Genomic DNA, 20,890 nt, shown 5'->3' on the forward strand with positions numbered 1-20,890 from the left:
GGCCGTCTGAAAAACAAAAGCCCTGCTTTTCCAGCAGGGCTTGATGCGAAATATTACACGCCGTTTTTCAGGATTTTGCGGATGGCGGCCAGTTGGCGGCGGCTGACGGCAAGCGGCTTTTCCACGTCCAGCACTTTGGCACCCCAGGTGGCGTTGTTTTCGTCTTCCTCGTCATCCAAGCGGATCAGGCAGTCCAAAGTATGGCGGAATACCAAGGCATTGCGGTGAATACGGATGACTTTCTCTCCCAGCAGTTCTTCCCAATATAGCAGGGTTTTCGGCAGTTCGTAGCTTTGGCTGTCGCCGGTAAACAGGAATACGGTTTTGTTTTCGGCCAGCAGGTAACGCGCCTGCTGCCAAGGGATTTCGACCATGCGGTCGCGGGTGAAGACTTGGAAGTGGGTAAAGTCGTCGGCTTTTTCCTGATGTTTTTCACTCACGCGGTCAAGTGCGGTCTGCAGGCGCGACATTTTGATGGGCTTGAGCAGGTAATCGATGGCGGCCAGCTCGAATGCGCGTAAGGCATGTTCCTCGTAGGCTGTGGTGAAAATGATTTCGGGCTGGCGTTTGGCAACGCGCTTGATGCGTTCGGCCAGCTCCAAGCCGGTAATTTCCGGCAAACCGATGTCGGCAAATACAATGTCCGCTTCGTGAACGCTCAACCAATCCAATGCAGGCTGGGCGTGATGGAAGGTATTCAGCAGGACGACGTTGGATTCTTCCAGCAAAACCCGCAAACGCTCGGCGGCTAATACTTCATCTTCTACAATAATGGCACTTGGCATATTCCGGCATTCATTTATTTTTAATGGTTAATCATCATTCAGAAGGTTTTTCGAGGCCGTCTGAAACCGTGTTCGGCAAGAAAGAGCCTGAGTCCGATTTTGGCTGCTGCAAACAGCCTGTCTCGGGATGGTTTTCATAAGTATGCATATATTAAATGAATTTATTACAAAAAACATATACCGTAAAATTTAATTACAAACTTTAATAAAAATGAAGTAACCATCCTGCCGGATTGTCGCATCCTGCCAACTATTCGGTACAAACCGCATTTTTCGGCACGCGCTTGATGTTCCAATGAGTCACTGCCCAATCAAGCAAATCACGCGGCCGGTCGACTTGCGGGGCAGGGGGTAGGTTTAAATAGGCCGAGACCTGCCGCAGCAGCGGTTCGGCCTGCGCCTTGTCCAAGGCGGGCGCGAGCGTCTGTTTAGACCATTTTTGTCCGGATTTGTTCACCAAAAGCGGCAGATGGGCATATCGGACGGGGCGAAAGCCGAGGGCGTTTTGCAGAAAAATCTGCCGTGGCGCGGAAACCAGCAAATCCTGCCCGCGCACGACATGCGTGATGCCCTGTTCGGCATCGTCCGCCACCACCGCCAATTGATACGCCCAAAAGCCGTCTGCCCGCAGCAAGACGAAGTCGCCGATGTCCCGCGCCAGATTTTGTGCGTAATGCCCGACAACGGCATCGTCAAATCCAACCGTTTCATCAGGTACGCGGATGCGCCATGCCGGCGGTTTGCCGTTTTCAGACGGCCTGTGTTCAGGCACACGGCAGCGGCCGTTGTACACAAACCCGTCCGCGCCCATGCCCGCCGCTGCCTGCCAGTCTTTACGGCTGCAATAACACGGATAGACCAAGCCCTTGTCTTTCAGACGGCCTAAGGCATCTTCATATAGATGATGGCGGCGGCTCTGATAGGCGACTTCGCCGTCCCACTCGAAGCCGAATGCTTCCAATGTGCGCAAAATATGGTCGGCGGCTCCGGCCATCTCGCGCGGCGGATCCAAATCTTCCATGCGCACCAGCCACCTGCCGCCGTGCGCACGGGCATCGGCATACGAAGCCAGCGCGGTCAGCAGCGAGCCGATGTGCAGCAAACCTGTCGGGCTGGGGGCGAAACGTCCTACATACATGGCAAACCGTTCATCAAATTGTTAAGCAGAATCCGCTTCCGGGCAAAGGCCGTTGCCAACTCCGAACAGCGGTGCGGCCGCAGGGCAGGGTGTGCGGAAGTGTGGCCGGGCAATGCGGCGGCGACGGGGTTCTGATGGGGTTTCAGGCCGTCTGAAATCATCTGTTTTTCAGACGGCCTCAATGCGGCCAAAGCCATATTATAAGCCAAGCAATGCTATAATGCCGTCTGAAAAACCATAAAGCACACGCCATGCAAGCTGATTTTAACCGCCCTGTGCTGGCCATCGACACCAGCACGTCTTATCTCTCGCTCGCCCTGCGTTCTGGCGGGCAAACCCATGTTTTTCACGAGCCGGTCGGCACCGGGCAATCCGGGCTGATTCTGCCGCAAATCGGTGCGCTGTTTGCCGGGGCGGGCATCACGGCGGCGGATTTGGGGGGCATCGTGTATGCGCAAGGCCCGGGCGCGTTTACCGGCTTGCGCATCGGCACGGGCGTGGCGCAGGGTTTGGCCGCACCGTTTGCCACGCCCTTAATCGGCGTGCCGTGCTTGGATGCCGTGGCCTACCAACGTCCCGACAGGCCTTGCGTATTGGCCGCCACCGATGCGCGCATGGGCGAAGTGTTTTACGCATGGTTCGATACCGCCGGCCACCGCCGCTTGAGCGGTTACCAAGTCGGCAAAGCGGCGGAAATCACCGCGCCGCAAGGCTCGGTATGTTCAGACGGCATCGGCAATGCCTTTGCGTTGGCCGACAAACCGCCGTTTGACGGCGAAGCCGATATGCCGACCGCAGCCGGTTATCTGGATTTGGCCGCGACCGGCCGCTATCCGGCTACTGACGCGGCGCAGGCGGAATTGCTGTATGTGCGCAATAAAATCGCCCTGACCGCCAAAGAGCAGGCCGAGCGGAAAGGCGGCGTATGATCCGCCCGGCGACATCGGCAGATTGCGCCGCTTTGGTGCAAATCGATGGGGCAGGCAACCCGTCGCCGTGGTCGGCCAAGCAGTTTCAGGCCGCCGTCGAAAGCCGTTCGGAAACGGTTTTGGTGTACGAAACCGACGGCGGCATCGGCGGTTTTATCGTGTGGCAGAGCGTGTGCGACGAATCCGAACTGCACCTGATTGCCACCGCGCCCGATTGCCGCCGCCAAGGCATCGCCGCTGCTTTGCTGGCGCAATGGTTTCAGACGGCCTCACCGCAGGGGATTACGCGTCTGTTTTTGGAAGTGCGCGCCGGCAACCAAGCGGCGCAGGCACTCTACCGCAAATACGGTTTCGCCGAATCAGGCCGCCGCAAAGGCTATTATTCCCTGCCGGACGGCGGCCGCGAGGATGCGGTTTTGATGGATAAGGCCGTCTGAAAAGACGGCGTTTTTTGAAACGGTTTTTATGTTAAGCAGCCGCTATTTACATTTGCACGAAGCACTGGGTTTGGGGCCGATGTGGCTCAACCGTCAGGCAAGCGTCAGGCCGTCTGAAAAAGCGGGCGGCGGGGTGCGTCCTGCGCCGTCTGCCCGACCGCAAACCGCCGCGCAGCCGATTGCGGAAGCCGTGCGATCGCTCTCGCCCGCCGCCCATCATGCGCGTTTGGCTGCGGCGGCTTTGGTGAACGAAAAGAAAAATGCGCCGCCGTTGCCGCCTGCCGCCGAACCTGTGCAACTGCGTGCCAATGCAGACCATTCTGCCGAAAGTCCTGCGGTTCAAGAAAGCCAAGCCCCAGTTTCAGACGGCCTGCCGCCCTTGCAGATTGAGGTGAGGCCGTCTGAAATCATGGTTGTCAGCATTTGCCCGTCAACTGAAGACAGCGCGGCGAACCAACTGTTCAGCGGCAGCGTGGGCGTGTTGCTCGACAATATGCTGGCGGCGGTCGGCTTGCAGCCGCAGCAGGCGCATAAAACCTGCTGGGTCAAATCCGCCCGCATCAGCAACGCCAATCCGTCTCAGGCGCAAATCGAAGCCGCCTCAAGCTCGTTGGCCGATGAATTGGCGCAATCCCGAGCCAAGGCGGTGCTGTTTTTGGGGCAAATTTTCGAACAGGAAGGCTTGCGCGTGCTCATGCAGACGCTGTGCGGCGGGATGCCTTGTTACATTATTCCACATCCCGCGCGGCTGTTGCGCCAAACGCATTTGAAAGCGCAGGCTTGGGCAGAATTGAAAAAGCTCAAACGCTTTTTGCAGGATGGGCAGTAACCGGGTGGTAGAAACAGGAGTCTGGTATAAACCGTTCTGTTTGGCGCGGCCGACAGAGATGTTTCAGTTTATGGTTTGATTTTAATGAAAAAAGCCTGATGTTTGTCATCAGGCTTTTTTCATTTGTCGGGAAAAAGCTTTGCGCTTTATTCGACGACGATTTTCGGGAAGCGGCTGCTGAAGTCTTTCCCTCTGTCAGCAATCGAAAGTGCCAGCCTGAAGGCGGCTTCGGTGTAGATTTTTTCCACTTCGCCGTGGTTTTCCAAAAGCTGCGCGGCCTGGCCGTTGTCCATCGCTTCGCGCACCGGCAGGCTCAGGGGCAGTTGGCCGAGCAGCGGCACATTCAGACGGCCTGCCAGTTCTTTGCCGCCTTCGCTGCCGAAAATGGCTTCGCTGTGGCCGCAGTGGGAGCAGATATGCACCGACATGTTTTCCAACACGCCGAAAATCGGAATATTCACTTTTTGGAACATGTCCACCGCTTTGCGCGCGTCGATCAGGGCGATGTCTTGCGGCGTGGTAACGACCACCGCGCCGGTAACGGGGATTTTTTGCGACAGGGTCAGCTGGATGTCACCCGTGCCCGGCGGCAGGTCGATAAAGAGATAGTCCACATCGTCCCATTCGCTTTGGAACAATAATTGCTGCAAGGCCTGGCTCAACAGCGGGCCGCGCCAAATCACGGCTTGGTCGGTATCCATCAGGAAACCGATAGACATGACCTGAATGCCGTTTTCGGTCGTTACCGGTACCAGTTTCTGATTGTTCTGTTCGGGTTTATGTTCCACAACACCCAGCATGGTCGGCTGGCTCGGGCCGTATAAGTCGGCATCCAACACGCCCACGCGCGCGCCCATGCGCGCCATGGCGGTGGCCAAATTGGCGGTGGTGGTCGATTTGCCCACGCCGCCTTTGCCCGAACCTACCGCGATGATGTTTTTCACGCCTTTGATGGTGGCAACGCCCGGCTGTACTTTATGCGTGCCGACGACGGTATCGATATGCAGATGGATGCCGGTGTCGCCCGTGAATCCGATAATGGCCGTCTGAATGCGTTCGGCCAATTCGTTGCCGATGTGTAAAACGGGATAGCCGAATTGCAGCGTGATGTGCAGGCCGTCTGAAAGTGTTTCGACGGTTTTTACTGCTTTTTCACCGCCGAGCGTGCGTGTGGTGTGCGGAATGGTGACGGTGTCGAGTGCCGTCTGAATTTCTTGGATATTCATGAGTGTTCTCGTTGTGAATAAAAAATAATGCGCTTATCATCTGGGTGTTTAAGGGGGAGTTAGTGCGCTTTTGATGTTCTCCGCGGTATTTTAACAGAGCACGGCGGTTTCCGCTGTAACTGAGCCGGGCTGTCAGACGGCCTTAACCTGTATTTATGTCTGATGATTTGATTGCAAGAAAAAGTTAAGAATCGGATAAACAAAGGCCGTCTGAAAATATTCAGACGGCCTTTGTGTGTTTTACAAATTATTCTTCAATGATGTCGGCCGGACGCGGCGCGCGGGCATCGTTGCTTTTTTCTTTGTGTTTCAACACGGCGCGGTCTAGTTTGTCCATCAATACGTCGATGGCGGCATACATATCCTGTTCGACGGCTTCGACGTGCAGGTCTTTGCCGGCCAGGTGCAAATCGGCTTCGGCTTTCTGATTCACTTTTTCGACCGAGAGGGTAATGGCCACGGAAATCACGTTGGCGGCATGGCGGTTGATGCGTTCCAATTTTTCAGACACATGGTTTTTAATCGCTTCGGTAACATCAAAATTCAGACCGGTAATTTTCAGGTTCATAATACGACTCCTTCGGTGGGTAAGTCCGTCAACGCGACAGACATGAAAATCTTGCGTTCAGCCGATAATCTTGCGCTTGTGTGCGGGCGGTATGTCAATCGACTCCCTGTATTTGGCGACGGTGCGGCGGGCAATTTCGATGCCCTGCTGTTTTAAGAGCTGCACCAGGGCTTCGTCGGAATGCGGCTTGCGGGTGTTTTCGGCGTTAACCAGCTGCTTGATGAGGGCTTTGACCGCGCCCTGGCTGACGCCTTCGTTGTCGCTGTCGGTACTGACTGCCTGTGTGAAGAAATAGCGTAACGCAAATAAACCGCGCGGGCAAGCTAAATATTTTTGGTTGGCCGCCCGTGAAACGGTGGATTCGGCCAGTTCCAATTCGGCGGCGGCATCTTTGAGCAGCATGGGCGTCAGGCCGATTTCGCCGAAGATGAAAAAGTCTTCCTGCCGCTCGACGATGTATTCCGCCAGGCGGATGACCGTGTTTTTGCGCAATTCCAGACTGTCGATTTTCTGCCGCGCTTCGTGCAGCTTTTCCTTCCACTCGGGCGAAGCGTCTTCCACTTCTTGAAACAGCTCGGCATATTCTTGATTGATTTGGATTTTCGGCCAGGCGGCTTCGTTGCCGGCGACTGTCCAGCCTTCGGCGGTTTCCTTGACCCAAACGTCGGGCTGGATGTAGGCGGTAGGTTCGGCGGAGGCAAAGCCGTAAGCCGGATAGGGGTTGAGCGAGGCAATCAGGTCCAAGGCCGTCTGAATGGTTTCCGGCGTGGATTCGGGATACATTTTTTGAAAACGCAGAATGTTTTGCTGGCGGTTTTTGCCCAATTCTTCGAATGAGCTTTGAATCAGGTGGCCGGCCAGCTGGCGCGCAGGGGAGGAGGGCAGTCGCATCAGTTGCAGCATGAGCGATTCGGTGATGCCGGAGGCGGCTACGCCCGGCGGGTCGAACGTTTGCAGCGTGTCGAGTGCGTTTTGCAGGTCGTCTTCGTCGAGCATCCAGTCCAACGGGGTATGGTCGATGACGTCTGCCAGGCTGTCGGTGAAATAGCCTTGTTCGTCGAGAAAATCAATCAGGATGTGGACGCGGGCGGCTTCGGCAGGGGAGAGCGGGTGTTCGCACACTTGCGCGTGCAGATAAGCATTGAAATCTTGTTCTTCGGCGACATTGAGCCATGCGTCTTCGGCTTCGTCGCCGCCGATTTGGTGGCTGCGCGACGGAGCGGCGGAGATGTGGCTGTTGAGATCGAAATCGGCGAATTCTTCCGCTTCTTTGCGCTCCAGCAGGGGATTGTCCTGCAGCCAGTCTTCGACTTCGCGTTCGATTTCCTGATTGGACATCTGCAACACGCGCAAAGATTGCTGCAGCTTTTGGTTGAGCTGTTGGGTTTGCTTGAGTTTTAAACCGTAATTGGGATTCATAGCAAGTAGGTTACGTTTTCGTTTGTGATTTATTGTTATGCGGCTTGAAGGTAGGGTATGCGAAAGGCCGTCTGAAATAAGTTACCACAAAATGAGCGTGGTTACTATTTTTCAGACGGCCTTTTTTGACATTTGCCGGATTAAAGCGGCGGTTTATTGGTGAAATGCGACATCAGTATTTGAAATTTTCGCCCAAATAGACGGCGCGGACTTTTTCGTCGTTGACCAAGTCGCCGGGTTTGCCCGAGGCCAAAACCGTGCCGTCTGAAATGATGTAGGCGCGGTCGCAGATGCTCAGGGTTTCGCGCACGTTGTGGTCGGTAATCAGCACGCCGATGCCGCGCGATTTGAGAAATTCGATGATTTTCTGGATGTCGATAACCGCCAAGGGGTCAACGCCGGCAAAGGGTTCGTCCAGCAGGATGAAACGCGGCTTCATCGCCAGCACGCGGGCGATTTCCACGCGGCGGCGTTCGCCACCCGAGAGCGACGGCGCGGGATTGTGGCGCAGGCGTTCGATGTTTAAGTCGGCCAGCAGCTTGTCGATTTCGGCATCAATACCGCTTTTGTCTTTCCGGCTGATTTCCAAAATGGCACGGATGTTCTGCTCGACCGTCATTTTGCGGAAAATCGACGCTTCTTGCGGCAGGTAGCCCACACCCAGGCGGGCGCGTTCGTGAATCGGCAGATGGCGCAGTTCCTGCCCGTCGAGCGTGACGCTGCCGCCGTCTGCGGCAATCAGACCGACAATCATGTAGAAGCTGGTGGTTTTGCCCGCGCCGTTGGGGCCGAGCAGGCCGACGACTTCGCCGCTTTCGATGTCGAGCGAGAAGTCTTTCACGACTTGGCGTTTTTTGAAACTTTTTTGCAGGCCTTGGGCGACAAGGCGGCTGGCTGGTGCAGTCATAATCTGTTCTTTATATGGAATAAAGGTCGGACAGGCCGTCTGAAAATCCGTTGGTGCAGAATCCGGTTCGGATTCGGTGCGCAAGGTTTTCAGACGGCCTCAGGTTATTTTTTGGTCGAAGTCGGTTGGATGACCACGCTCACGCGGCCGGATTTGGCCGGCGATTTCACCCCGGCCTGTTTCGAACCGCCGTGGATGGTATAGACTTCGGTGCGCATATTGTAGGTAATCACCGCACCCTGCGCCACATCGCCGCCGCGCTGGACTTTGGCGTTGCCGGTGAGCTTCACCAAGCCGGTGGCCGAAGCGTATTCGACTTGGTTGCCTTGGCCGTTGACCGTGCCTTTGTTGCCGTCGAGCTGCTGGCTGAAGCGCACGGGCGAACCGTTGGCTTTCATCTGCTGCTCGCCTTTGTCGTTGCGCGATACGGTGACATTGGCGGCGTTGATGTTGAGCGTGCCCTGTTTGATGATGACGTTGCCGCTGAACGTGGTGGTTTGGTTGGCCTGGTCGAGCGAGCCTTGGTCGGCTTCGATCTGAATGGGCTGGCTGCTGTCGCTTTGCAGCGCGAAAGCGGGCGCGCTGATCATCAAGGCGGACAGGGCGGCGGCTTTAAAGATTTTTGGCATCATAAATCGTGGCTTTCACTTTTGACGGGAAATTGAGCAGACCTTTGGTATGGTCGTAAGTCATGCCGACGGCCGAACCGTGGGACTGGCCGTATGAAAATTCGACGGGGTGTTCGGTTCGGGCAAACTGCGCTTGGGTATCGACATGGATGAATTCGGTTTTGACCGTGCCCGCGGGGTGCGCGGCATCGGCAGGTTTGGTCAGCAGGACTTCTTTTTGGAACACGGCTTCGCGCGTGTCGGTATTGTACAGGCCTTCTTTGCCTTCTACCTGATAGGTCAGGCGGCCGTCCTGACGCACTTCAAGTTTGGGCAGGCGGAAATGCACGTCTTTGCTGTTCGGCAGTTGGAAGGCTTCGGTCGCGGTGAAATGTTCTTTCAGACGGCCTTTTTCATCGAAACGCTTGCCTTCCAGCCCGTTCATCCGATATTGCGGTTCGTCGGGGTTGAGCCTGACTTCTTCGGTCTGAATTTCGCTGATGCGGCCGAGCCAGGCCGACAGGCCGCCGAGCGCGACGGCCAGAATCAGCGGAAAGGCGAGGCCGTGTTGCCATCTTGTCTTCATTTGATGTACTCGTCCAAAGCAGGCTGCAAGGTTCCCTGCGCCTGCATAATCAAATCGCACACTTCGCGCACCGCGCCTTTGCCGCCGCTTTTCTGCGTCACATAAGCCGCGTGTTCGAGCGTAAATTCATGCGCCTCGGGCACGGCCACCGGCAAGCCGCAACGCACCATTACGGGTAAATCCACAACGTCGTCGCCGACAAAGGCGCATTCGTGCTCTTCCACACCGGCCTGTGCGCGCAATTCGGCGTAGGCGGCGCGTTTGTCGTGGATGCCTTTGAAATAGTAGGCAATGCCCAACTGCTTCACGCGTATGCCCACCGAAGGTGCGTCGCGGCCGGTAATAACGGCCGTCTGAACGCCTGTCGCGGCCAGCATTTTGATGCCGTGGCCGTCGAGCGTGTGGAAGGCTTTGATTTCTTCGCCGTTGTCGCGGATAAAAATACGGCCGTCGGTCAGTACGCCGTCAACGTCTAAAATCAGCAGTTTGATTTTTTCGGCGCGCTGCCGCACATCGGGGGTAAGGGTTCGCATGGTTTTCCTTTTTTCAGACGGCCTATTTTAGCATAAAGGCCGTCTGAAACTTTTGGGGCGGAATAAACGGTTGGTAAAGTTTTGCAGCCTGCGGTGCATTTCTTTGCGCTGTTTCGGAACCGCTCTCAACGCGGTTGGCAAAAGCCCCGGCCTACACAATCCGCGCCATCAGCAAATCGTGCATATTGAGCGCGCCGGTCAGCAGGCCGTCTGAATCGGTGACGAGCAGGCCGTTGACATGGTTTTCCTGCATGTGCTTCAGGGCTTCGGTGGCGAGCTTGTCGGCGGCGATGGTTTTCGGTTCGGCGTGCATGATGTCGTCAACCGTCAGGCCTTTGAAATCGTCGCGCCGTTGGAACAGGCGGCGTAAATCGCCGTCGGTGAACACGCCTTTCAGACGGCCTTGTTCATCGGTTACGGCCAGCATCCCCAGACCTTTTTCGCTCATGCGCACAATCGCGTCTTTGAGCAGCGTGCCGCACACCACCGCAGGCAGCTCGCCGCCGCTGTGCATGATGTCCTGCACGCGCAGCAGCAGGCGTTTTCCCAAACTGCCGGCCGGGTGGCTCAAAGCGAAATCGTCGGGCGTGAACGCGCGTGCTTTCAACAAAACAATCGCCAGCGCGTCGCCCAAAGCCATGACGGCGGTGGTGCTGGTGGTCGGTGCCAGGCCGAGCGGACAGGCTTCTTGGGAAACCGAAGCGGTAATGTGGATGTCGGCATGTCGCGCCATTGTCGATTCGGGGCGCGCGGTAATGCAGATAAGCGTGATGTTTTTGCGTTTCAAAGCCGGAATAATTGCCGAGATTTCATCGCTTTCGCCCGAATTCGACACCGCCACCACCACGTCGCCGTCGACAATCATGCCCAAATCGCCGTGTGCGGCCTCGGCAGGGTGGACGAAGAAGGCCGGGGTGCCCGTGGAAGCCATCGTCGCCGCCATTTTGCGCGAAATGTGGCCGGATTTGCCCATGCCCATAATGACCACGCGGCCGGTGCAGTGGAGCAGGGTTTCGGCGGCGCGGACAAAATTTTCGTCCAGTTCGTCGGCGATTTCGTGCAAACCTTGGGCTTCGGTATGCAGCACTTCGCGCGCCCAAGGCAGATAGGATTCGGTATGGGTCATGGTTTTGTCCGTTAATCAGGGGTGTCGCGGCAGAGAAGTCCGCCCGCCGGCGACTGTTCAAGCCGCGCAAATCAGGGTAGTATAAACCCACCCGTTTACTCAACAAATTTACGCAACAAGGATTCAAAGATGACTATTTTATCGGACGTTAAAGCATTAGGCCAACAAATCTGGCTCGACAATTTATCGCGCTCGCTGGTGCAAAGCGGCGAATTGGCCGAGATGGCCAAGCAGGGCGTGTGCGGCGTCACCTCCAACCCCGCGATTTTCCAAAAAGCCTTCGCAGGTGATGCGCTTTACGCCGATGAAGTGGCCGAGTTGAAAAAGCAGGATTTGAGTCCGAAGCAACGCTATGAAACGATGGCCGTTGCCGACGTTCAGGTTGCCTGCGATGTATTGTCGGCAGAATACGAATCCACCGGCAGCAAAACCGGTTTCGTCAGTTTGGAAGTGTCACCGGAATTGGCCAAAGATGCCGCCGGCACCGTCGCCGAAGCGAAACGCCTGCACGCCGCCATCGGCCGCAAAAACGCGATGATTAAAGTGCCGGCCACCGACGCAGGCTTGGAAGCCTTGGAGCAATTGGTTTCAGACGGCCTGTCGATTAACCTGACCTTGCTGTTTTCTCGCGCGCAAACCCTGAAAGCCTATGCTGCCTACCAGCGCGGTATCGCCAAACGTGCCGCCGCAGGTTTGCCCGTCGACAAAATCCAAGTCGTCGCCAGCTTTTTCATCTCGCGCGTCGATGCCGCATTGGACACGACCCTGCCCGAACACCTGCAAGGCAAAACCGCCGTCGCATTGGCCAAGGCCGCCTATCAGGATTGGGAACAGTTTTTCGGTAACGCCGAATTTGCCGGACTCGAAGCCCAAGGAGCCAACTGCGTGCAATTATTGTGGGCATCCACCGGCGTGAAAAATCCCGCTTATCCCGACACGCTGTACGTCGACAGCTTAATCGGCGCGAACACCGTCAACACCGTGCCGGATGCCACTTTGAAAGCCTTTATCGACCACGGTACGGCCAAAGCCACCCTGACCGAAAACACCGACCAAGCATTGGCGGTACTGACCGAAGTGGAAAAACTCGGCGTGGATTTGGAAGCACTGGCAACGCGTTTGCAGGAAGACGGCTTGAAACAGTTTGAAGAAGCCTTTGAAAAACTGCTCGCTCCGTTGGCTTAAGCGTCGGTTTTAATAAAAGGCCGTCTGAAAACATTGCGGTTTCGTTTTCAGACGGCCTTGTGTTTTGTGTAAGCGTCGGCAAGGTGTAAATTTAGAAGCTGTGTCTGTATTCCGTCGGGAGCGGATTGGGTTCATTTGTTTGAACAGGGAATCCGAAATTTCACGGTATCTGAATTTGCCCGAAATTTCAGGCCGTCTGAAAAATTCAGACGGCCTTTTGATTGGATAAATAAACAGCGGTTTCTGAAACTTCAGAAACCGCTGTTTGGATTTGGTAGGCACGATCGGATTCGAACCAACGACCCCCACCATGTCAAGGTGGTGCTCTAACCAACTGAGCTACGTGCCTGTGATGAAAAGCGGATTATAGGCGTATTTCGGCGGTTTTGCAAGAAAGAGTTGCAGCGTAAAAGGCCGTCTGAAAACAGGATACCTTGTTTTCAGACGGCCTTTCTATTCACACAACTGCCTTATTTTTTCAGACGGCCATGCAGTTCCTGCACGCTGTACACGCCCAGATGGTCGCGGCTTTTCGCGCCTTCGCTCATGGCTTCGCCGCCGGCGATGGTGGTGTATTGCGGCACGCGCTGGGTCAGCGAGGTGCGGCGGATGCTGTGGCTGTCAGCAACCGATTGCGGGTCGCTGGCCACGGTGTTCACCACCAGTGCGATTTCGCCGTTTTTAATCGCGTCAACGATGTGCGGACGGCCTTCGAGCACTTTGTTCATCACTTCGACTTCGATGCCCTGCTCTTTCAGGTAGGCCGCGGTGCCGCGTGTGGCGACGATTTCGTAGCCCAAGGCGAGGAAGTTTTTCGCGGTTTTGAGCAGCAGCGGCTTGTCTTCGTCGCGTACGGCCAAGAAGACTTTGCCGGTAGCAGGCAGACGTTCGCCCGCGCCCAGTTGCGCTTTGTAGTAGGCTTCGCCGAAGCTCGCGCCCACGCCCATCACTTCGCCTGTCGATCGCATTTCGGGGCCTAAAATCGTGTCCACGCCGGGGAATTTGATGAAGGGGAACACGGCTTCTTTGACGGCGTAGAAGTCGGGGATGACTTCTTTTTCAACGCCTTGTTCTTTCAGCGAAATGCCGGCCATCGCGCGTGCGCCGACTTTGGCGAGCGGCACGCTGGTGGCTTTGGAGACGAAGGGTACGGTACGCGAAGCGCGCGGGTTCACTTCCAGCACGAACACCACGCCGTCCTGCACGGCGAACTGTACGTTCATCAGGCCGACCACGTTCAGCGCATAGGCCATCGCTTTGGTTTGGCGGCGGATTTCGTCTTGTATTTCAACGCTTAACGAATACGGCGGCAGCGAGCAGCCGGAGTCGCCCGAGTGGATGCCGGCCTGTTCGACGTGCTGCATGATGCCGCCGATAACGACGTCGGTGCCGTCTGAAACGCAGTCCACGTCCACTTCAATCGCGTTGTTCAGGAAGAAATCGAGCAGCACGGGGCTGTCTTCGGACACCTGCACGGCTTCGCGCATATAGGTTTTGAGCTGCTCTTGCGAATGCACCACCTGCATGGCGCGGCCGCCGAGTACATAAGACGGGCGCACCACCAGCGGATAGCCGATTTCTTCCGCCAAAACAAGGGCTTCTTCTTCGTTGCGCGCGGTGCGGTTCGGCGGTTGGCGCAAGCCGAGGTCGTTCAGCACTTTTTGGAAACGCTCGCGGTCTTCGGCAGCGTCGATGCTGTCGGCGGACGTGCCGATGATGTTCACGCCGTTTTCAACCAGCGCGTTAGCGAGTTTCAGCGGGGTTTGGCCGCCGTAATGCACGATGACACCCCACGGGTTTTCTTTTTTCACGATTTCCAGCACGTCTTCCAGCGTGAGCGGCTCGAAGTAGAGGCGGTCGCTGGTGTCGAAGTCGGTGGACACGGTTTCGGGGTTGCAGTTGACCATGATGGTTTCGAAACCGCTTTCGCGCAGCGCCAGCGCGGCGTGCACGCAGCAGTAGTCGAACTCGATGCCTTGACCGATACGGTTCGGACCGCCGCCCAAAATCATCACTTTTTTGTTTTCAGACGGCCTCGCTTCGCACTCTTCTTCGTAGGTGGAGTAGAGGTAGGCGGTGTCGGACTGGAATTCGGCGGCGCAGGTGTCCACGCGTTTGTACACGGGGTGCAGCTTCAGGCCGTAGCGGTGTTCGCGCACTTGTTTTTCAGACAGGCCTAGTAACTGCGCCAAACGCCTGTCTGAAAAACCTTTGCGCTTCAGGCGGCGTAAGGTGTTGAAATCCAAGTCTTTCAGGCTGCCTGAAGCGACGGTTTGCTCTTCTTTCACCAAGTCTTCGATTTGCGCCAAGAACCACGGGTCAATCGCACAGATTTCATGGATTTCGGCGATGGAGAAGCCCGCGCGGAACGCGTCGGCCACATACAGAATGCGGTCGGGGCCGGGGTTGGCCAGTTCGCGGCGGATTTCGGCCTTGTCTTCGGTTTTCGGATTGAAGCCGCACAAGCCGGTTTCCAGTCCGCGCAGGGCTTTCTGCATGGATTCCTGAATGGTGCGTCCCATTGCCATCACTTCGCCCACCGATTTCATCTGAGTGGTCAGGCGGTCGTCGGCGGCGGGGAATTTTTCAAACGCGAAACGCGGGATTTTCGTTACCACATAGTCAATCGAAGGCTCGAAAGACGCGGGCGTGCGGCCGCCGGTGATGTCGTTGCGCAACTCGTCGAGCGTAAAGCCCACCGCCAGCTTGGCCGCCACTTTCGCAATCGGGAAGCCCGTAGCCTTGGAAGCCAACGCAGACGAACGCGATACGCGCGGATTCATCTCAATCACAATCATCTCGCCGTTGGCAGGATTTACCGCAAACTGTACGTTCGAGCCACCCGTGTCCACACCGATTTCGCGCAACACCGCCAAACTCGCGTTGCGCATGATTTGGTATTCCTTGTCGGTGAGCGTTTGCGCAGGCGCAACCGTGATGCTGTCGCCCGTGTGCACGCCCATCGGGTCGAAGTTTTCGATGGAGCAGATGATGATGCAGTTGTCGTTTTTGTCGCGAACCACTTCCATTTCGTACTCTTTCCAGCCGAGCACGGACTGCTCAATCAGCAATTCATGCGTGGGCGACGCATCGAAACCGCGTTCGCAAATCGCCAGAAACTCGTCTTTATTGTAGGCAATGCCGCCGCCCGAACCGCCCATCGTGAATGACGGACGGATTAAGGTCGGAAAGCCCACCTCTTCCTGCGCGCGCAGGGCTTCGTTCATGGTGTGGCACACAAAAGATTTCGGCGTGGAAAGGCCGATTTTCTCCATCGCCTCCTTAAAGCGGCCGCGGTCTTCCGCCTTGTCAATCGCGTCTTCCGTCGCGCCGATAAGCTCGACGTTGTATTTCGCCAGCACGCCGTTGCGCGCCAAATCCAACGCACAGTTCAACGCCGTCTGGCCGCCCATCGTCGGCAGCACCGCGTCGGGGCGTTCCTTCGCAATAATCTTCTCCACCGTCTGCCACATAATCGGCTCGATGTAGGTTACGTCGGCCATATCGGGGTCGGTCATAATCGTGGCGGGGTTGGAATTGACGAGAATGACTTTATAGCCCTCCTCGCGCAAGGCCTTGCACGCCTGCGCGCCGGAATAGTCAAATTCGCAGGCCTGACCGATAACGATGGGGCCGGCGCCGATGATAAGGATGGATTTTAGGTCGGTACGTTTGGGCATGGTTACACCTTATAAATATTTAAAACGTGGGTTATTCGTCTTCGTTAATAATTTTATGAATTAAATTGCGATATTTAGCATCTATATAATAACTATGTTTGTATGCGCCAGAAGTATCACTATCTCGTCCAAATTTAATAAACTGGCGTAAAAAATCATTTGATTTCCTAGTGATAGCTTGGCTAACATTGCTTAATAATCTTCCAGCGTGCTGAACACTATCACCAATTTCATATTCTTTAAAAAACTTCTCTTTGATTTCTTCTCGGTTAAATTCCCTGTTTTCAGATAGTAAAATTTCTAAAAACACAATAAATCGCTTTGTTAGATTTCCTTGTTGCAAAAGAAAATTTGATAATTTTTCTTCTAGCTCATCATTGTTGTACTCAGGAACATCAAAAGAAATTAAATCTGAACTATATTGTTGTACTGCATTTTCTTTTTTCTGAATTGCTTTGCGTTTAATGTATTCTTCTGCTTCGGGTAATGGAATAATCTTGGTTGGATAAACAATTAATTGATTGTTATTTGTGATAAATGGGTCAATTTTGATACAGGTAATATCCAAACCTTTTTCATTGAGCCATAAAACAGCAGATGCAACATCTGAATGAAATTCTCTTGATACTAGAATAATTCGTTGTTCTTGATTTAATACTTCTATTTCATCATTGATAAAGTTCTCAATTTCTTCTTTGGCATTTTGGGCAATATGTTTTTTATCAAGATATGCTTGATAGGTAGCCAAAATTTCTTCATCTTTAAAGGCTGAACAATATGAAGCATATTTTATTGCTTGCCAATCTACATTACTGCCTGAAAAGTCTCTTTTTAATTCAATAATTACTAAACTGCCTTTTCTATCTATTGCTAATAAATCCAAGCGAATATTGCTGCTCAATATGACTTCTTTTCCAATAATTAGTAGATTTTCGCCCAAAATATCGGGATTGCCATCAATCCATTCCTGAATATCGTATCGTTCTCGTAAATTTAATTCCGAAAATGTTGGGGCTTTTAGTTTGTTCATGCTGCGATTTTCAATATCTACTTGATACATTTTCTATCCTTATTTAAAACAAGCAAGCATAGCTGGGTTTGTTACTATGATACTTTGGTTTTGGGGCTGTATTAGATTAGCCCTAAACACCACACCAAATTCGTAGCAAGCGTAGGTTGGGTCATGACCCAACACTTTCTTAAATTCAACGGTTCCGTTGGATTTGACAACCCAGCCTACGGCATTTCCGAAATTTCAAAGGCCGTCTGAACCTCAAACATCCAGCTTCAAATCCCCGTCTTTAATCCAACCTTTTTTGCGCATAACCGCGGCAATAATAAGCGTCAGTACCGCAGGCAGCAGAAAATGCAGCAGGCCGATAGCGAGCCAAACGGCGGGGGCATTACCCATGGCGTTGATGGTGCCGACCTGCCCGACTAAGCCGCTGGTGCCCATGCCTGCGCCGCTGGGGATATTGGCCATTTGGAAGCCGACGGTGGCAATCGGGGCGAGGATTGCGCCGGAGAGCGTGGGCGGTATCCAAATCAGCGGGTTTTTCACGATGTTGGGCATTTGCAGCATACTGGTTCCCAAGCCTTGGCTGAGCAAGCCCGACCAGCGGTTTTCTTTGAAACCCATCACGGCGAAGCCGACCATTTGCGCGCAGCAGCCGACGGTGGCCGCGCCTGCCGCCAGGCCGCTGAGCGACAGGGCGATGGCGACGGCTGCGCTGGAAACCGGCAGGGTCAAAATCATGCCCATCAGCACGGCGACGATGATGCTCATCAACACGGGCTGCAATTCGACCGCCCACATAATCAGTTCGCCCGTTTGGGTCATGGCGGCGGCGATGACGGGGCCGGCAAATCGGGCGGCGGCCATGCCTGCGATCAGCGTTGCGGCGGGTGTGGCGATGATGTCCACCGGCGTGGTTTTGCTGATGAGTTTGCCGGTTTCCGCGCCGACGGCTACGGCGATAAAGCAGCCGACCGGTCCGCCGAGTGCCGCGCCGGCCAAGCCGACGGCGGTGGCGGACAACAAAACCAGCGGCGGTGCTTTCAGCGCGTAAGCCACGCCCACGCCGATGGCCGCGCCCATCGCGGCCTGCGCCTGTCCGCCGATTTCGACGAGCCAAGGCAGGTTTGCCCAGCCGCCGATGGTTTTTAAAATTAGGCCGATGATGAGAGAGCCGAACAGGCCGAGTGCCATAAAGTTCAGCGCGTCGATACCGTAGCGGCGCAGGCTGAATTCGATGTCTTTGCGTGCAAGCAAGGCTTTGATGTCCACTTTTTTCCTCTTGATGAACATGAGGCCGTCTGAAAAACAGTTTTGGGCAGGGCGGCAGGTTTTGTTTTTAGGATTGCCCCAAGTTGCGTGGGGATGAATGCCCGCCCTGCGGTGTTTTCGGTTTTCAGACGGCCTGTATGTTTACCAACCTATTTTTACAACCTTGAGGCCGTCTGAAAACATTCCTTACCGCTTCGCCGCTTTCAAACTGTCGATAAACTTATCAAACAGATAAGCCACATCGTGCGGCCCCGGGCTGGCTTCGGGGTGGCCTTGGAAGCTGAACGCCGCTTGGTCGGTCAATTCGATGCCTTGCAGCGAACCGTCAAACAATGAGCGGTGGGTCACTTTCACATTCGCAGGCAGCGTATCCGCGTCCACCTCAAAACCGTGGTTTTGGCTGGTAATCATTACCTTGCCGCTGTCCAAATCCTGCACGGGGTGGTTCGCACCGTGGTGTCCGAAAGGCATTTTGCGCGTTTTGCCGCCCACCGCCAAGCCCAGCAATTGGTGCCCCAAACAAATACCGAACACCGGTTTTTTCGTCGCCAGAATCTCCCGAATCGCGTTCACCGCATAATCGCAAGGCTCCGGATCGCCCGGGCCGTTGGACAAAAATACGCCGTCCGGATTCATCGCCAACACATCCGCCGCAGGCGTTTGCGCAGGCACGACCGTCAGGCGGCAGCCGCGTTCGGCCAGCATACGCAGGATATTGGTTTTCACGCCGAAATCGTAGGCCACGACGTGATACGGCATTTCAGACGGCTTATTGAAGCCGCTGCCCAGCTTCCATTCGCCTTCGTTCCATTCGTACACCTCCGCCGCGCTCACTTCCTTGGCCAAATCCTTGCCCACCATGCTGCCGAACGCCGCAATCAGTTCGCGCGCCTTCTCTTCCGTCGCGTCCGCCCCCGTCAGAATCGCACCCGCCTGCGCACCCTTGTCGCGCAGAATCCGCGTCAGACGGCGCGTATCGATGTCGGCGATGGCAACCGTTTGATGGCGCACCAAATAATCCTGCAGGCTTTCTTCGGAACGGAAATTGCTGTGCAGCAGCGGCAGGTCGCGGATAATCAGGCCGGCGGCGTAAACGGCGCGGCTTTCCGTGTCTTCGCCGTTTGCCCCCGTGTTGCCGATATGCGGGTAAGTCAGGGTAACAATCTGCTTGCAGTAAGACGGGTCGGTCAGGATTTCCTGATAGCCGGTCATGGAAGTGTTGAACACGACTTCGCCCGAAGTCGAGCCGTGATAACCGATTGACGTGCCGCGGAAAACGCTGCCGTCTGCGAGAACCAAAAGTGCCGGAGTTGTCATAGTGGATTCCTGTCTTACTGAATTGAAATGTTTGATAGAGGCCGTCTGAAAAGTGGCGTCGTTTTCAGACGGCCTTCAAGAATACGGTTAAAAAAAAACACGCCGCGCAATCAGAAAGATTGCGTTACGTGCTTTTTCAGGCATGGCAAAGATGCCGTAGAAGCAATGCATTTTAAGCGAAAACACCGTCGGATTCAAGCCTAAAAAAGGGCGGATGGCGGAAAACGCGGATAAACGGCGGTTTTATTTCCGACGAAAAATGCCATGAAAGTAATGAAAAGAATCAACGGGGCAGGTTTTAATGTTCACCCAAAAAAAGCGGTAGGGTGGGCATTCATGCCCACCAAAATACTTTAAAAACCATCGGCTGCCGTAAATTCAAAGATTACGTGGGCAACAAGTGCCCACCCTACGGTGTCGGGTTTTCAGACGGTCTTTGAAGCGAGAAGCGTATTTGGTGCAAAGCTAACCGTACCTGCCTGCCTGAAAACGGCATGACTGTTTCATTTTTGTCATAAGTCAAACCAAATCAACAGGAACACTCATAGGTGGAAATCTAAATATGCTAAAATCAACTCATTTTCTAACAAAAACGATATTGTTCAAACTATCGTTCATAAGGCCGACACATTATGAAAACAAACGATAAACCGATTTCGAGCAAGCAACGCATCATCAGCCGCTGCGTATTGTCTGCATTGGCGTTGCTAGGTGCTGCGGATGCCGTGGCCAATAAGCAGTTTGCCGCAGTGCCGCTGTATTTGGATAAAGCAACTACAAGTACGGGAGTAAAAGTCAAGCCGAACGTGATGCTGTTGATTGACGACTCGGGGAGTATGAAATGGGTTTTAGATGAAGAACGTGAACCTCGCTCGGGGGAGCGGTCGCGTATGGATGTTACCAAGGAAGCACTTAAAATGGTGCTTAACAAATATCAAGATAAGATTAATTGGGGATTTCAAACCCTGCATAACAATAACCAGCCGTACAATCCTACGGATAGGACGTGTAGTAACAACTCGTATGACGCACCTAATTACCCTGGTTACACGGAAAAATATACGGATATTCTAAACCGTGTTGATAGGCTGTGTCATTACAATGGAACGCCGACGACGCGCCGTTATCATGAGGTATCTAAAATCGTTCGTGACAATACCTTATACCGTTGCCAAAAGAACTATATAGTCTTGTTATCTGATGGCGATGCAAACGATGGTTTTATGGGGAAGTGGAAGAGTCAGTGGAATGGGAAGGGAGAGTGGAAGTGGAACGATCGGATCCGCAACTATGAATATAAATATGAATATGAATACGTTCCTGGTGAGAC

Annotated in this window: 19 protein-coding genes and 1 tRNA gene; 4 read left to right on the top strand and 16 right to left on the bottom strand. The window is 54.5% G+C overall.

The features are described 5' to 3' along the window. Positions 1 to 53: 53 nt before the first annotated feature. The 3 genes from ACM67E_RS01315 to ACM67E_RS01325 all read right to left on the bottom strand — a co-directional run bounded on the left by ACM67E_RS01315 (position 54) and on the right by ACM67E_RS01325 (position 2,120). Positions 54 to 785 carry a LytR/AlgR family response regulator transcription factor gene (locus tag ACM67E_RS01315; RefSeq protein ID WP_416191855.1) on the bottom strand — a complete coding sequence of 244 codons (732 nt, stop codon included), beginning with the start codon at positions 783 to 785 and terminating at the stop codon, positions 54 to 56. 250 nt (positions 786 to 1,035) lie between these two features. Then, a complete protein-coding gene (gene gluQRS / locus ACM67E_RS01320) occupies positions 1,036 to 1,923 on the bottom strand; it encodes a tRNA glutamyl-Q(34) synthetase GluQRS (protein WP_416191856.1) in 888 nt (295 codons plus the stop codon). Further along, on the bottom strand, positions 1,914 to 2,120 hold the full coding sequence (locus tag ACM67E_RS01325) for a hypothetical protein (protein ID WP_416191857.1): 207 nt from the start codon (positions 2,118 to 2,120) through the stop codon (positions 1,914 to 1,916). The genes gluQRS and ACM67E_RS01325 overlap by 10 nt, the downstream gene beginning before the upstream one ends. A gap of 54 nt (positions 2,121 to 2,174) precedes the next feature. On the opposite strand from ACM67E_RS01325, the gene tsaB reads away from it, so the two are divergent. Genes tsaB through ACM67E_RS01340 form a run of 3 tightly spaced genes read left to right on the top strand, consistent with a single transcriptional unit; the run spans position 2,175 to position 4,118 of the window. After that, positions 2,175 to 2,852, top strand: a complete 678-nt coding sequence (gene tsaB / locus ACM67E_RS01330; protein WP_416191858.1) for a tRNA (adenosine(37)-N6)-threonylcarbamoyltransferase complex dimerization subunit type 1 TsaB — start codon at positions 2,175 to 2,177, stop codon at positions 2,850 to 2,852. Continuing rightward, entirely contained in the window at positions 2,849 to 3,289 is a 441-nt protein-coding gene (rimI, locus tag ACM67E_RS01335; RefSeq protein ID WP_416191859.1) for a ribosomal protein S18-alanine N-acetyltransferase, read from the top strand. Before tsaB ends, rimI begins: the two co-directional genes overlap by 4 nt. 28 nt (positions 3,290 to 3,317) lie before the next feature. Then, complete coding sequence (locus tag ACM67E_RS01340) at positions 3,318 to 4,118, top strand: uracil-DNA glycosylase family protein (protein ID WP_416191860.1); 801 nt, start codon at positions 3,318 to 3,320, stop codon at positions 4,116 to 4,118. Positions 4,119 to 4,264: 146 nt separating this feature from the next. On the opposite strand, the gene apbC is transcribed toward ACM67E_RS01340, so the two are convergent. The 8 genes from apbC to ACM67E_RS01380 form a co-directional block, all read right to left on the bottom strand. Next, a complete protein-coding gene (apbC, locus tag ACM67E_RS01345) occupies positions 4,265 to 5,344 on the bottom strand; it encodes an iron-sulfur cluster carrier protein ApbC (RefSeq protein ID WP_416191861.1) in 1,080 nt (359 codons plus the stop codon). A gap of 247 nt (positions 5,345 to 5,591) precedes the next feature. After that, entirely contained in the window at positions 5,592 to 5,912 is a 321-nt protein-coding gene (gene hpf, locus ACM67E_RS01350) for a ribosome hibernation-promoting factor, HPF/YfiA family (protein WP_416191862.1), read from the bottom strand. 57 nt (positions 5,913 to 5,969) lie between these two features. After that, positions 5,970 to 7,331: an RNA polymerase factor sigma-54 gene (gene rpoN, locus ACM67E_RS01355; protein WP_416191863.1), complete on the bottom strand. Its 1,362-nt coding sequence runs from the start codon at positions 7,329 to 7,331 to the stop codon at positions 5,970 to 5,972. Between the two features lie 172 nt (positions 7,332 to 7,503). Further along, the gene (gene lptB / locus ACM67E_RS01360; protein WP_416191864.1) at positions 7,504 to 8,238 is read right to left on the bottom strand and encodes an LPS export ABC transporter ATP-binding protein; all 735 of its coding nucleotides are present in this window, start codon (positions 8,236 to 8,238) and stop codon (positions 7,504 to 7,506) included. A 104-nt stretch (positions 8,239 to 8,342) separates the two neighbouring features. Further along, a complete protein-coding gene (gene lptA, locus ACM67E_RS01365) occupies positions 8,343 to 8,870 on the bottom strand; it encodes a lipopolysaccharide transport periplasmic protein LptA (RefSeq protein WP_416191865.1) in 528 nt (175 codons plus the stop codon). Further along, complete coding sequence (lptC, locus tag ACM67E_RS01370; protein WP_416191866.1) at positions 8,851 to 9,432, bottom strand: LPS export ABC transporter periplasmic protein LptC; 582 nt, start codon at positions 9,430 to 9,432, stop codon at positions 8,851 to 8,853. Before lptC ends, lptA begins: the two co-directional genes overlap by 20 nt. Beyond that, positions 9,429 to 9,965, bottom strand: coding sequence for a KdsC family phosphatase (locus ACM67E_RS01375; protein WP_416191867.1), 537 nt, complete (start codon positions 9,963 to 9,965; stop codon positions 9,429 to 9,431). Before ACM67E_RS01375 ends, lptC begins: the two co-directional genes overlap by 4 nt. A 151-nt stretch (positions 9,966 to 10,116) precedes the next feature. After that, positions 10,117 to 11,091, bottom strand: a complete 975-nt coding sequence (locus ACM67E_RS01380; protein ID WP_416191868.1) for a KpsF/GutQ family sugar-phosphate isomerase — start codon at positions 11,089 to 11,091, stop codon at positions 10,117 to 10,119. Between the two features lie 129 nt (positions 11,092 to 11,220). Here ACM67E_RS01380 and tal point away from each other — a divergent pair, with 129 nt between their 5' ends. Then, positions 11,221 to 12,276, top strand: coding sequence for a transaldolase (gene tal, locus ACM67E_RS01385; RefSeq protein WP_416191869.1), 1,056 nt, complete (start codon positions 11,221 to 11,223; stop codon positions 12,274 to 12,276). A 272-nt stretch (positions 12,277 to 12,548) separates the two neighbouring features. Here tal and ACM67E_RS01390 read toward each other — a convergent pair. From ACM67E_RS01390 to carA, 5 genes are all read right to left on the bottom strand, one after another. Then, positions 12,549 to 12,625: transfer RNA gene (locus tag ACM67E_RS01390), tRNA-Val, on the bottom strand. Between the two features lie 121 nt (positions 12,626 to 12,746). Then, the gene (gene carB, locus ACM67E_RS01395) at positions 12,747 to 15,956 is read right to left on the bottom strand and encodes a carbamoyl-phosphate synthase large subunit (protein ID WP_416191870.1); all 3,210 of its coding nucleotides are present in this window, start codon (positions 15,954 to 15,956) and stop codon (positions 12,747 to 12,749) included. A gap of 31 nt (positions 15,957 to 15,987) precedes the next feature. After that, a complete protein-coding gene (locus ACM67E_RS01400) occupies positions 15,988 to 17,016 on the bottom strand; it encodes an endonuclease NucS domain-containing protein (protein ID WP_416191871.1) in 1,029 nt (342 codons plus the stop codon). Positions 17,017 to 17,229: 213 nt separating this feature from the next. After that, positions 17,230 to 18,264: a PTS transporter subunit IIC gene (locus tag ACM67E_RS01405; RefSeq protein WP_416191872.1), complete on the bottom strand. Its 1,035-nt coding sequence runs from the start codon at positions 18,262 to 18,264 to the stop codon at positions 17,230 to 17,232. A 165-nt stretch (positions 18,265 to 18,429) separates the two neighbouring features. Further along, complete coding sequence (gene carA, locus ACM67E_RS01410) at positions 18,430 to 19,560, bottom strand: glutamine-hydrolyzing carbamoyl-phosphate synthase small subunit (protein WP_416191873.1); 1,131 nt, start codon at positions 19,558 to 19,560, stop codon at positions 18,430 to 18,432. Between the last annotated feature and the right edge of the window lie 1,330 nt (positions 19,561 to 20,890).

Origin of the sequence: Neisseria sp. CCUG12390 (assembly GCF_047837985.1) — a bacterium.
In the GTDB taxonomy this organism is placed as follows: Bacteria; Pseudomonadota; Gammaproteobacteria; order Burkholderiales; family Neisseriaceae; genus Neisseria.